At 42.4% G+C, this 13,529-nt stretch carries 12 protein-coding genes; 8 read left to right on the top strand and 4 right to left on the bottom strand.

Going from position 1 to position 13,529, the window contains the following annotated elements; genetic code table 11:
* The first annotated feature begins 39 nt into the window (after positions 1-39).
* From ftsZ to VMW78_06845, 8 genes are all read left to right on the top strand, one after another.
* Positions 40-1,227 carry a cell division protein FtsZ gene (gene ftsZ / locus VMW78_06880; GenBank protein ID HUV50722.1) on the top strand — a complete coding sequence of 396 codons (1,188 nt, stop codon included), beginning with the start codon at positions 40-42 and terminating at the stop codon, positions 1,225-1,227.
* A gap of 40 nt (positions 1,228-1,267) precedes the next feature.
* A complete protein-coding gene (locus tag VMW78_06875) occupies positions 1,268-2,998 on the top strand; it encodes a TIGR03960 family B12-binding radical SAM protein (GenBank protein HUV50721.1) in 1,731 nt (576 codons plus the stop codon).
* Positions 2,999-3,168: 170 nt separating this feature from the next.
* On the top strand, positions 3,169-5,070 hold the full coding sequence (pilM, locus tag VMW78_06870; GenBank protein HUV50720.1) for a pilus assembly protein PilM: 1,902 nt from the start codon (positions 3,169-3,171) through the stop codon (positions 5,068-5,070).
* A 2-nt stretch (positions 5,071-5,072) separates the two neighbouring features.
* Complete coding sequence (locus VMW78_06865; protein ID HUV50719.1) at positions 5,073-5,627, top strand: hypothetical protein; 555 nt, start codon at positions 5,073-5,075, stop codon at positions 5,625-5,627.
* 121 nt (positions 5,628-5,748) lie between these two features.
* On the top strand, positions 5,749-6,270 hold the full coding sequence (locus tag VMW78_06860; protein ID HUV50718.1) for a hypothetical protein: 522 nt from the start codon (positions 5,749-5,751) through the stop codon (positions 6,268-6,270).
* Positions 6,271-6,282: 12 nt separating this feature from the next.
* Positions 6,283-7,839 (top strand): type IV pilus secretin PilQ, encoded by a 1,557-nt coding sequence (gene pilQ / locus VMW78_06855; GenBank protein HUV50717.1) that lies wholly within the window; start codon positions 6,283-6,285, stop codon positions 7,837-7,839.
* 55 nt (positions 7,840-7,894) lie between these two features.
* A complete protein-coding gene (locus VMW78_06850) occupies positions 7,895-9,481 on the top strand; it encodes an AAA family ATPase (GenBank protein ID HUV50716.1) in 1,587 nt (528 codons plus the stop codon).
* Positions 9,478-11,187 (top strand): ATPase, T2SS/T4P/T4SS family, encoded by a 1,710-nt coding sequence (locus tag VMW78_06845; GenBank protein ID HUV50715.1) that lies wholly within the window; start codon positions 9,478-9,480, stop codon positions 11,185-11,187. The genes VMW78_06850 and VMW78_06845 overlap by 4 nt, the downstream gene beginning before the upstream one ends.
* Here VMW78_06845 and VMW78_06840 read toward each other — a convergent pair.
* The 4 genes from VMW78_06840 to VMW78_06825 all read right to left on the bottom strand — a co-directional run.
* Complete coding sequence (locus VMW78_06840) at positions 11,177-11,761, bottom strand: type II toxin-antitoxin system prevent-host-death family antitoxin (protein HUV50714.1); 585 nt, start codon at positions 11,759-11,761, stop codon at positions 11,177-11,179. The genes VMW78_06845 and VMW78_06840 overlap by 11 nt on opposite strands.
* A 133-nt stretch (positions 11,762-11,894) precedes the next feature.
* Positions 11,895-12,263: a PilZ domain-containing protein gene (locus VMW78_06835; GenBank protein ID HUV50713.1), complete on the bottom strand. Its 369-nt coding sequence runs from the start codon at positions 12,261-12,263 to the stop codon at positions 11,895-11,897.
* Positions 12,264-12,542: 279 nt separating this feature from the next.
* Positions 12,543-12,992, bottom strand: a complete 450-nt coding sequence (locus tag VMW78_06830) for a hypothetical protein (GenBank protein HUV50712.1) — start codon at positions 12,990-12,992, stop codon at positions 12,543-12,545.
* Positions 12,992-13,529 (bottom strand): hypothetical protein (locus VMW78_06825; GenBank protein ID HUV50711.1); only part of this gene is annotated, 538 nt, incomplete at its 5' end. The genes VMW78_06825 and VMW78_06830, both read right to left, overlap by 1 nt.

The raw sequence follows: 13,529 nt of genomic DNA, 5'->3' as shown, positions 1-13,529 counted from the left end.
CCATAAACGGTTACAATCAACTTATATATAGGGAGGGGGATTATGTTTACATTTGTGGAAAATAATAAATCTGCAAAGATCAAGGTTATTGGCGTAGGAGGGGCCGGAGGAAATGCAATCAACAACATGATTGATTCCAGGCTTCAGGGGGTAAAATTTATAGCAGTCAATACAGATTCCCAGGCTCTTGATATCTCAAGGGCGCCGACCAAGATCCAGATAGGAGATAAAATCACAGAGGGCCTTGGCGCCGGCGCTAACCCCCAGGTAGGCAGAGACGCAGCCCTGGAAAGTGCGGACGCAATAAGAGAGGCCCTTGAAGACAGCCATATGGTATTTATTACCGCAGGATTTGGAGGTGGCACCGGCACCGGCGCTGCGCCGGTTATTGCTGAAATTTGTAAAGATATTAAGGCGCTGACGGTTGCGGTTGTGTCCAAACCTTTTTCGTTTGAAGGAAAAAAAAGAGCTATGCAGGCGGAAGAAGGGATTGAAATGTTAAAGGATGTTGCCGATACCGTGATTACAATACCCAACGACAGGCTAAGAGGCCTGGCATCCAAAAATGCCAAAATGATTGAAATGTTTAAGAGAGCAGATGAAGTGTTGCTTCATTCAGTCAAGGGGATTACCGATCTTATCATGATGCCCGGCCTGGTAAACCTTGACTTTGCCGATATAAGAACAATTATGTCAAAGGCTGGTCTGGCCATCATGGGTATTGGCGTCGCAAGTGGTGAAAACCGAGCAACCGAGGCTGCTGAACGGGCAATATCTCATCCTCTGCTGGAAGATATTTCCATTGCCGGCGCTAAGGGTGTATTAATGAATATAACATGCCCCAGTGATTTAACAATGGAAGAGATGGCAGAAGCTTCAGAACGGATATATCGTGAAGTTGGTGAAGATGCGGATATTATATGGGGTGCGGTAATTGATGACGCGCTTGCTGATGAGTTGAGCGTAACAGTCATTGCGACAGGAATAGGCGATAGTTCTAAATCATCAACACGGAAAAATAGTCTTGCCCAGCATTGTCTGAGAGGCAGGATCAGAGATATAACCCCTGCTGATTTGCAAAATGTTGTAGACTATGATGCGCCGACATTTATAAGACAGAAAGAGGCGGTTGGTGAATCCTCCGGTGCCGTATACAGAGGGTATAAGGGAACAATAATTGACAATGATTTTGATGTCCCCACCTTTTTAAGAAAGAAGGCGGATTAGTTTAATCTTAGCAAAGCAAAGAAAATACAACGCTGAAAAGATGGTGCATGAAACAGATAAATCACATCGTAAATTTGCCGAATTAGAGATCGGCGCAATACGAAAAGATTGGAAAGAGCGGATCAGGGTAGCGCTTGTATATCCCAACAGATATTATGTTGGAATGTCCAACCTTGGTTTTCAGACAGTATATCATTTGCTCAATCAGATAGATCATGTATTATGCGAAAGGGCTTTCCTGCCGGAGAAAAACGGATGCGCAACAGATCGCATAACTACGATAGAGTCGGGAAGGCCTATTTCAGATTTTGACATAATAGCCTTTTCTCTTTCGTTTGAAAACGACTACTTGAATGTTCTGACAATTCTCGAAAGAGCGGGCATACCTCTGCAATCCAGCCACAGAAAAGATGTCCATCCTTTAATTGTAGCAGGAGGGGTTGCGTGTTTTTTAAATCCTGAACCTATAGCCTGTTTTATAGATTGTTTTTTTATTGGGGAAGCAGAGGCAATGCTTCCTCGATTTTTTGAAGTTTTTCAGCCCGAACTATTGAAGGCAGACAAAAAGTCGCATCTTAAATATCTTGCCGGAAACGTTCCAGGAGTATATGTTCCTTGTTTTTATAAAACTACATACAATATGGATGGAACTATTTGCTCTTTTGAGCCGACATGTGACGTGCCTGATAAAATCAAGCGCCTTTTTATTGAAGACATTTCCCATATCCCCACCTGTAGCGCCATTTTGACTCCAAATACAACATTTCAGCGAACATTTTTAATCGAGGTAAGCAGGGGCTGTCCGCATGGATGCCGCTTTTGCACCGCAGGATATATTTACAGGCCTCCACGATTAAGATCCCCTTATCTCCTGAAAAAATGTTTGGAACATGGGGCTTCGCTTACAGACAGGATCGGCTTTGTCGGAGCAGCGGTTTCAGATCATCCCGGAATTGTAGATTTGTGCAGAGTGCTTAAACAAACAAATGTCAGAATATCTTTTAGCTCTCTCAGGGCTGATGCTTTGGCTCCTGAACTGATATCGGCGCTCATGCAAAGTAAGGTCAAAACCGTAACTATCGCGCCTGATGCAGGTTCCGAACTGATGCGTAGAGTAATCAATAAAAATATTACCGAAGAAGATATACTTGAGGCTGCTGAAGCCCTTGTTTTAAGCGGCATTCCAAATTTAAAGCTATATTTCATGATAGGACTTCCGACTGAAACCGATGATGATGTTGAAGAGATAATAAAATTATGCATAAAGATAAAACAACGGTTTCTAAAGTCGAGCAGGATAAAGAAACATATAGGACAAATAACCGTAAGCCTTAATCCTTTTGTGCCAAAACCGTTTACCCCCTTTCAGTGGGTTGCCATGGATGATGAACATACATTAAAAAAGAAGATAAAGATGGTAAAGGATGGTTTGAAAAAGGTCGCTAATATAAGAGTTAATGCAGAGATTCCGCGTCATACTTACATTCAGGCTTTGTTTTCGCGAGGAGATCGCAAGGTCGCAAATATTTTATCCATGGCTAATAATAATCATGGCAACTGGGCTAAAACATTAAAATCAACTGATTTAAATCCTGATTTTTATGCACTGAGGGATCGGGCCTTAGATGAATTACTCCCCTGGGATTTTATTGATCATGGAATCAGAAAAACATATCTAAAGGGAGAATACAAAAAGGCGCTGCAGGGTAAAATCTCTGAACCATGCAAGGTTGAATCGTGCACTATATGCGGAGTTTGTAAGAAAAAGTAACACTTCAATTGTGTGAAAAGTTCAATTGATAGTTGTTGGGGGATATAGACAGGGTATTTATATGATGAGTTGTGAGCTGTTAATTCTGGACAAAATTATACTATATGAGCTAAATAATCAGTTAATGTTTTTACAAGTAATTAATATTAAGGAGTTTTTGAGATATTGCCATGCTGTCGAAAAACGATGAAATATCTTCTACCGAAAAGTTGCTTGATGCAATTCGCGGTAATGATCCTCAACCAGGCAAGACCCTGGCTATCTCTACTCTTTCTCCGATTACCAGTGGCTTTAAATCTTATTTGGCCGGAATTATTCCTTCTAAAGAATCGATTACAGTAGGGATTGATATCGGCTATGCCGATATCAGGCTGGTTAAGATCAAACAGCTTCCCGACCTGAAATGGCAATTACTGGATTTCAAGCGTGTGTCATTTAATAACGACCTGTCTGAAGATACTCCTGAGTTCGACGATTTCCTGAAATCGGCGCTGACCGAATTTTGCGGTCCTTTGAAAGAGCTTAAAATATGGAGTATTATGTCGGCTGCCCGGGCTGATGTACGGCATTTTATGATACCTAAGGCAGCGAAAAAGCAGATTGAAAAGACAGTTTATTGGAAACTTAAAAAAGAAGCCGGCTTTGATGAAAAAGAGACCATATTTGATTTTAGAGTGCAGGATGAAGTTGTCGAAAAAGGTGTCTCCAAGATAGTAGTTATAGCTTATACCGCTCCCAAGCGAGAGGTAGAGGAAGCAAAAAATCTTTTTTTAAGGATCGGCTTTCCTCTTACCGGCATATCAATTGCTCCATTTGCAATTCAAAACCTATTAAAAAGCGGCTGGATGCCGACCTCTGATCAAACAGTCACTAATCTTCATATCGCCCATAGCTGGTCACGCATTGATATCTTTTTCAAGGGGAATCTTGTCTTAACCCGCGGCATCAAGACCGGGGTGAACAGCATGATTGAATCCCTAATGGAAAGGTTTAATGATAGCAAAAAAGAATTTTCTTTGGAATTACCTGGAAAATTAACTGGGGAAAAAGAGCAGCCTCTTTCAGGGGGTTTTGATTCAGGAGCCGCCATGAATATCGGGCAGGCTCAAAAGGTGCTTTTCAGCCTCAACCCGGATTCTCCTCCTCTGTCCGAAGAAGATATCGGCTTTCATCTCAAAAAAGAGGAAATACTTGGGATGATCAGTCCTGCTGTCGACAGATTGGCCAGACAGGTGGAAAGGACATTTAAACATTACACCACGACCTTTAAAGTTGAAAGTGTCGGAAAGGTTTACAACTCCGGAGGGGTCCATTTTTACGGCCCATTAATTGATTATATCGCTCAGAAACTGGGAGTCGATATGGAGATCAACGATCCCTTTGATTCTGCCAAAACTCCTTTTTTAGGCGCTGTGGCTCCTCCCGAGTCAGTTTCCAGCAGGGCTCCGTTTGCTCTGGCCGTGGGTATGGCTTTGTCCGACAATATCCGTACCCCTAATTTTATTTTTACACACAAAGACAAGAAGAATCATGCAAAAATTACGCTTATAAAACAGTGTATTTCTGTGGCTTTTATGCTACTTATAATTGCTTCTGTTGGATTTTTTGGGTGGCTGGCGAGTTCCGGTGAGCAGAAGAAAGTGGAATTGGCCCGGCTTAATCAGCAATTGGATCAATATAGTCCATGTGTGAATAAGGACTTAATCTTGCAGGCGGCGACCAGGCTCAAGAAGAAACAGCAGGGGTTTAAGAAATATAGCGAGAAATTACTGCTAAATGCGGCTATCGGCGAGCTGTCAGCCCTGGCTTCTTCAAACATACGTTTGCTTAGCATAACGGTTGATCTGGGAAGCGTTTCAGCAAATAAGAGCATGAATGTTGAAAAAAGATTGGTGCTGGAGGGCATTATACTTGGGGAAAGCGATATGCTTGAAACCTATTTAGTAGCATATGCTATGAGGCTGGAAGGCTCACCTATCTTCAGCGCTCCTGCGGTTAATAAAGGCGCTGTTGAATCATACGGAGAAGAAGGAGATGCCCTTTATTTTACTATAGAATTAAAACTGGTTTAAAAATGGAACTAAAACAATTTATAAAATTACCGGGAAGGGGATCGATCTATTTTTCAGCATTCGGGGCGGGTGTTTTGATTCTTGTTGTTATAGGGATATACTCATACAATAAGTTTTCTGAAATTAAGGATCAAGAAATTAAAGCGCTTAGCTGCCGGATAGATAGGCAGAAGGTGCTTTTCCCTGTGTATAGAGACATCTTGGGTAAGATGCAGGCCGGCGGTCCGGAAGTTTTGACCTTTCCAGCCAAGGTTAGACTCTCAGAAGATAAAATAGAAGGGATACCAGTGATATTTGCTGAAATAGCCGGAAAATGCAACCTGGAAGTCGTTTCCGTCATTCCGGATGTCATATCTCTGGATCGTGATTCCGGACTTTTATTGGTCAATGCTTTTGTAAAAGGGGATTTTTTTAATTTCCGCAAATTCTTGACTGAGCTTGGAAGAGTTCCTTTCCTGGAACATATAGAAAGAGTTCATATTCAAAGAACAACGGAAGGAAAGGAATTAAAGGTGAAAATGTGGCTTGCTCTCAGTTTAAATCAAAAACAAAGGTAATAGTAACCATTCACGATGCTTAGGATTAAGGATTAAGGGGTAAGGATTAGTGCAACGGTTAAGTTTCTTATAACCCTGAACGGTGAATTTTTGAACCTTTGAACACTTGCAAGAGATATATATGTCAACACGAGAAAAAATTATACTCTGTTTTGTTATACTTGCTGTCGGATATGCTGCATACAACTTTTTAGCGGCTACTCCAAAGATAGTCCATGTTGAGACGGAAGATGAATTGACCAACTTAAAAAAACTCACAGCCGATGTTGTCGAAGAGGTGAGCAGGGCAGTATTGACAAAGACCGAAGCCTTTATTATAGGACAGGCTGGGGCTGAATGGAAGAGAGATCCTTTTTTAAAGCCCGGACTGCCTGTAAAATTCGAGCCGGAGAGCGGTCGGGCTGAAGTCTCAGCCGAGAAAGCGCGTTTTACCTATTCAGGATATTTAGAGATGGCTGATAAGAAACTGGCCATCATTAATGGTATAGAATATAAAGCAGGCGAAATTATAGTCAATGGCGGCGGATATATTGTCGGTAGTATTTCTCCGACACGGGTAGCGCTTGAACTGACAGGTGGTAAAAATGTTATCATACTTCCACTGGAAGAGGTTAACGTCCCTTTATTAGACAAAACCAGGTAGACAGAGTCGGATATGAAAAAAAATTATAATCTTAAAGGTGTCGCTCTGATTTATAAGATCGCGATCAGGTTTGTTTTTTCTATTTTAATTATCACTATTGTTGCCGGTTGTGCCGGTAAAAAGAGTGAAAAAAAAGATACTTTCTTTGAGACGTGGAAGATAAAGGCTGAACAGTCTAAGGGCTTTTCCCCTTCGGCCAGAAAACGCGCTGTTGACCTGCCGAAAATGGCAATGGAAGAGAAAGTAAAACAAGAAAGCGTGGTGCCTGAGCCTGAAAAGTCTCTTCCTTCCGGTAAAATAAGCTTGAAAATGAGAGAGATAGAACTCTCTGTGCTTCTCAGGACTTTGGCAAAAGCAGTAAATCAGAATATTATTATCAATGAGAAAGTAAGCGGTAAAGTTAATATAAATGTTGAAGATGCTTCCTGGGCCCAGGTATTTGAAGGTATTTTGCGTTCACACGGACTTACCTATGCATGGGAAGGGGATTTGATCCGCATTTTAACCCTGGAAGATATGCAGCAGGACATAACACGGGAAACCCAGAAAAGAGCGCTGGAAAGAGTTGAGCCACTTTTGACCAAAGTCATTCAGATCAGTTTTGCTGATTCAGAAGATCTTAAAAAAAATCTGGAAAAATTTCTTGCAGAAAAGACAGATGGGAAGACTCATGGTTCTGTGATGGTTGATAAACATACCAACGCGCTTATTCTGCAGGCAACCAGGAATGATATTGAAAGAATGCTCCCATTAATTGAAGAGCTTGACAGGCCGATTTCTCAAGTCCTGATAGAGGCAAATATAGTTGAGACAAGCAAGGATACAGCCAGAGAGCTTGGGGTTCAATGGGGGGGATTATATAAACGCGATATGGGCGGCGGTCAAACCGAATGGGTTACTTCCGGTTCAAACTCAGAGGGGGTTTTAGGGGGCGCTTTAGGCACCGCATTAAATCCGACTTCAGGTCTTGCCGTTGATTTTCCGACAGATTTTCCGACACTGGGAGCAGGTATGACTTTGGGTTATGTAGCTGGAAAATTAGGCGAACATGTCCTTAATGTCCAGCTTTCCGCTTTAGAGGAAGAAGGTAAACTAAATATCCTGTCAAGTCCTTCCATTACAACGCTTGATAATCAGAAAGCTGTAATAGAAAGCGGCAGGGATATCCCTTTTAAGGTTACATCGGGTGAAAATATAGGCGATATAGAGTATAAAAAAGCGACACTCAGCTTGAAAGTTACACCGCATGTTATTGACGATAAAACTATTAAAATAGAAATCAAAATAAATAAAGATGAGCCTGATTTTATCAATAAAGTAGATGGCAATCCAACAATTATAACTAAAAGCGCTGAAACTTCTGTTATACTATTTAACGGACAAACCACAGTTATCGGGGGCCTAAGCAAGGAAACAATGAGCCAGGGCGAATATGGAGTTCCATGGCTAAAAGACATCCCTGTATTGGGATATCTTTTCAAAGGTGCGTCTAAGAGTAAGGATATGGAAGAAATACTGATATTTATTACCCCGCATATTCTTGAACAGGCAATAATCGGTGAGGAGTAGGCGACCGTTTTCCAAACCCGACTATTCAACTAATTGCGTGGCAAAGCGGAGCTAAATGGATTACTTCAGCATCCTAAATTTAAAGAAGGAACCCTTTTCCAACTCACCTGATCCTGAGTTTTTTTTTCAGTCATGGCAGCACCTTGCATGTTTGCAAAAATTAGAACTTTCTGTACGCCTGCGAAGGGGTTTAAATGTGGTTATCGGTGATGTGGGAACAGGGAAAACCACGCTCTGCCGCCAGATTATCCGCAGATTTGCCGCTGAAGAAGCAACTGAAACCCATCTTATACTGGATCCTAATTTTAACAACCCTCATGAATTTTTGAATACATTCGCTGAAATGTTAGGAGCTGCTGAACTTGCAAGCAATGCCGATGAGCGGCGGATAAAAGAGCTTATAAAGCAGTATCTCTTTCGCAAAGGCGTGGATGAGGACAAGAGGGTTGTTCTGATTATTGACGAAGGACAGAAAATACCTCTCTTTTGTCTCGAAATTCTCCGTGAATTTCTTAATTATGAAACCAATGAATATAAGTTGCTGCAAATAGTTATTTTTGCGCAAAAAGAATTTCAGCACATATTGAAAGAGCATGCAAATTTTGCCGACAGGATAAATATCCGTCTCTTTTTGGGTCCGCTGAGCTTCCGCGAAAGCAGGTTGATGATAAAATTTCGCCTGGACAAAGCAGCAAGTGGCGGCAACAAAATTTCGGTTATGTTCAGTTATCCGGCTTTGTGGGCTATATACAGGGCTACCGGTGGTTATCCCAGAAAAATAATAAATTTATGTCATCAGATTATACTTACGCTGATTATTCAGAACAGGTTCAGGGTAAGCCGCTCCCTTGTACGTGCATGTGCTAAGAGAATTCCTCATGAGCAGTCAAGAAGATGGCAGTGGGCTGCGGCTGCTGCCTTAAGCTGCCTGATAGCCGCGGTATTGATATTGAATCCAAAGCCTGAGCGACTAAAAGCAGATATCCCAACCAACTTATCCGCATCAAATTCCGTCCGTCCTTTGGTGCCTCAACCGCATCTTTTGGCAGGCGCTACTCATCTTGCAGCGCATGAGAGCGTAAATAAAGTCAAGCCGGAAGTGTTTGCAGAGGCAAAAAACTTTCCTGAAGTATTGGGGCAGATAAGAGTAAACAGCGGGGAAACAGTTTTGGCGATAGTTTATAAGGTGTATGGTCTTCCGGATTCTGATTGCCTGGACAGGATACTGTCATCCCTGGCCCCGCTTAACCCGGAGATTAAAGATCTTAATGGTATAGTTGTTGGAGATGTGATCAATTTTCCAGCTGTTCCTGCGCAGGATAATCCTTTGGCAATCGGCTGGTGGGTGCAACTGGCCATGAAAGACACGCTTGAAGAGGCCTATGAATTTACAAGGTTATATGCTGATTCGGCGTTTTCTCTCAGGATGCTCCCTTACAGGAATAGCCGGGAGGGCAGGAAATTTGCTGTTCTTCTCAGGAATTGTTTCGCTAATGAAGAATCAGCGAGAGACAGTCTCGATATGCTGCCGGCAGTGCTTTTCTCAGGAGCAAAGATCGTAACCGGATGGGATGATGATACTCTCTTTTTTTCCAATGTTCCAAAGAGGAAATACTCGACTAACTTAAAGGACAAAATTTGAGAACAAAAAAGAGACTTGGCGATATGCTTTTAGAGGCCGGGCTGGTAACCGAAGACCAGCTCATGGAGGCCTTGCTCGGTCAGAAAAGGGCGGGTATCAAGCTGGGACAGTATTTGATCCAGAAGGGGATTATTACTGATTTTCAGATCGTAGATGTACTCTGCCGGCAGTTACATTTAGCAAAATACAATTCTGATGATTATCCGGAAGATACCGGCTTAAAAGACCTTATTCCCGCAGCCATAGCCCGGAAACATCAACTGGTTCCTTTAAGGAAAAAAGGCCGTCTCCTTACGATAGCTATGATAGATCCTTTGGACATAGAAGCGCTGGATACCGCTGAAGTTCTTACAGATACCGAGGTGGAACCCGTAATTTGCGCTGAGAAGGAATTAACTGAATTAATCAGCAGGCTTTACGGAACATATTCGGCCCTTGGCGGCGTTGTGGACGATATTGAGGAGGTGCAATATGATGTTGATTCCACGAGGGATGTGGAACCGACCACATATATGGAGGTAAACTCTCTTCAGGATATGGCTGAACAGGAACCTGTTGTTCGCCTGGTCAATTCAATTATCTCAAACGCAGTGCAGCATGGGGCAAGTGATATACATATCAGCCCGGAAAAAGATTATGCCCATGTCAGGTTTCGTGTTGACGGCAGGCTTCACGATGTTCCCGCTCCAGCCAAATCTATGATGCTGCCCATCGTTTCCAGGATAAAGATCCTGTCAAATATGGACGTGGCCAAATCGAGAGTGCCACAGGATGGACGATTTACGGTTAAGATGGGGAACAAGGAAATTAACATCAGGGCCTCCGTCATACCGACTATTTTCGGAGAAAATCTGGTCATGCGTCTCCTGGACACGAGCACAGGTGTCTATACTCTGGAACGTCTTGGTATGTCCGAAGAGGACAGAAAAAAAATAGAGGCTGTCATGAAAAAGCCTTATGGAATGATTCTGAGTACCGGGCCGACCGGAAGCGGCAAAAGCACAAGTCTTTATTCAATACTAAAAGAACTGAACAAACCTGATGTCAACATTATTACCGTTGAAGATCCGGTTGAATACCAGATGGAAGGGGTGCGCCAGGTACAGTTGAACATCAAGGCGGGTATGACCTTTGCCAGCAGCCTCCGATCCATCCTCCGGCAGGATCCTGACATCATTATGGTAGGGGAGATACGGGATGAAGAGACAGCCGGCATTGCTATCCGGGCGGCGCTGACCGGACACCGTGTTTTGAGCACAATACATACAAATGACGCTGCTTCGGCAATTACTCGGCTTATGGTTCTGGATGTAGAAACTTTTCTTGTTTCATCTGTTGTGCTGGTATCGTTTGCGCAACGTCTGATGCGAACCATTTGCCCTAACTGCAAAGAGCCTTACATTCCGCCTGAACCGGCGCTTGCCGCATGGGGGCTGCTGGACAGGGTAAAGGACGCTGATTTCCAGCGCGGAAAAGGATGCACAAGTTGTATGAATACAGGTTACAAGGGGCGAACCGGCGTATATGAGGTTCTGGTCATCGATGAGATGGTACAGGAGATGATTTTGAAAAAAAAATCAGCCCAGGAAATTTCCAGAGCTGCTAAAGAAGCAGGTAGCTTCAGAACGTTGCGAGATGATGCTGCCGATAAGGTCCTTCGGGGAATAACTACGCTTGAGGAAGCGGCTTCGGTAGTTATGGTCTAACTTGTCGAACAGTCGATTTTTTTTTAATATTATCAATAAATAAATAAAGTTCAGATAAAACAGTTTTATCTATTTTAATAAATACCACGCCAATACCGTAAAGCTTTCCTTTTTTTCTTACATTCACAACTTTAGAAATTATCTTAGCACGCTCCTTTCCCTTTCTAAAGGGAAAAGCAATAATTAACTCCAGCGTTATTCCGATTGGATAATTCACATGAGAAATGAAAGACAACCCGCCCTTACTGATATTATTTATGCTTGTGATATCGTATCCATCAGAACCCAATTCTCTCTTATAGCTGATCACGAAATGCTCGTCTAAACGGACACATTGTCTTTTTTCAGTGCCGGAAAAATTATTAGTCAGAGCATCCGATGCCTGCAACAGCTCCTCGAACCTTTTCATGCTGATCAGCACGGCCTCCGGCATCCCATTTTTAGTGATAGCAATAGTATTATCAGAGGCTTTAATTTTTTTGACAAGGTCCGGCAGTAGATTTTTTGCACTTGTGATTGGAATGTATTGCATAGCAGCCCTCATTACACCTAAATTGAGTGATTTTTTACTCAACCTGCACCGATCTCTTGCGCATCAAGGATTCGCGAAAATCCTCGACATATCCACGGGTATGCCTGCGGTTTTCGCAAACCCTTATGCATCAAGATCTCGGCACATATCTTCGCAATAAATCGCTCAACCTAGGTTACACTAATCCATTTTTTTTCTTAATATTATCAATAAATGAATAAAGTTCAGATAAAACAGTTTTATCCATCTTAATAAATACCGCACCAATACCGTAAAGCTTTTCTTTTTTTCTTACATTCTGAACCTTAGAAATTACCTTAACGCGCTCCTTTCCAATTCTAAAGGGAAACCTGACAAGCAGCTCCAGATTTGTTCCGACAGGGTAATTTATATGAGAAAAGAAAAACATTCCAGCCTTACTGATATCTTTGGTGTTTGTCATATCGTATTCCTCAGAAGATCCCGCTTTTTTATAGCTGATCATCACACTCCTGTCTAAGCGGATATATTCTCTTCTATTAATATCAGAATCGCCGGTTTGCATAATCTCTCCCTTTACTCAAAAGTCATTAGTAGTAGTTCAGGCAGTAAGGTATTAAGGCACAAAGGTGCAAAGGCACAGAGGCACTAAGATTATAATATAATTTTTAATATACAGTATATGCCGTATCTACAACTTTTTTTTCTCTTTTTTATAACGCTTTAAAATTAAAGTCTTTTTGTGACTTGGTGGCTTCATCCCTCCCTCCTTGGCCAACTCTATGTCGTAAATATAGATGTCGCAGTTGTAATTGTTCATGAGAGGAACAGAGATGTTATTCGGTTAACCTGGGCCACCTGGGCCACCTGGGCCACCTGGGCCATCTGGGCCACTACCACCAACACCTGTCACTATCTCCTCTAAGTAGTTACATATAATCTTCCTTGTCGCTACACCGACCGTCCCTGTTGATGTCAGGGTGTCTGAATCTTCACTACTATATTCAAGAGTGAAGCTCCCGTTACCGAACGGTTTAGTAATTGGGAAATTAATATAATCATAAGTAGGATCGGCTATATATTTATCCGTTGCATACCGAATGCCATATTCTATGCCTGCCTGCGCAACAGCATAAGCCTGTGTTGACTGCACGTAGAGGGCTGAAGACCCGTGTTTGGCAACCATAACATAGGAAAAAACCGTTATAAAAATAGCGAATATCGTTATGGCTATAATGAGTGTAATAAGGGTAACGCCCTTATTATTCAAATGACCTGATAAAATTCTTCTCATTATTGTATATCTTCCTTCCAAAAACCTGCAAAATTTCTTCCAGAATAATCATCACCATCAAAAGGCAGATTTTTGGGATAAATATAGCTTTGTAGAGTAATACTTGCTTCACCTGATTCTAATGTAAGGGTGATGGTTATTTCATTGGAACTATTGGTTACAGTAAATGCGGAAACATTATCGGCAAGGTCCACTGTATTACCGCCGCCGCCGCTGCCACCGCCACCGCCGCCGCCGCCGCCGGCACCAGTACTGTTCCTTTCCAAAACAGTACTGGTGCCGGGAAGCCGAAATGATATATTGGTGTCGCTGTCTTGTAGAGTTCCATTGCTTTTTGTGAAGGTTAGGGTGGAGCCTGAATTTCCGGATGCCGGAGACGAAATAGACTTTGCATCCCTCAATTCCCTGCTGATTCTTTCCATAGCCATTGCAGCCTGATCAAAAAGACTTTTTTGTTTTTCCATCATGGAATAAGTATGAACAGCCGTCGAAATAAAACTAAAGCCGAAAACGCTTAAGACGCCAAGCACGATAATA

It is taken from the genome of Anaerolineae bacterium (assembly GCA_035529315.1).
Lineage (GTDB): Bacteria > Desulfobacterota > Desulfobacteria > Desulfobacterales > ETH-SRB1 > Desulfaltia.
This window is presented reverse-complemented; position numbering and strand designations above follow the sequence as displayed.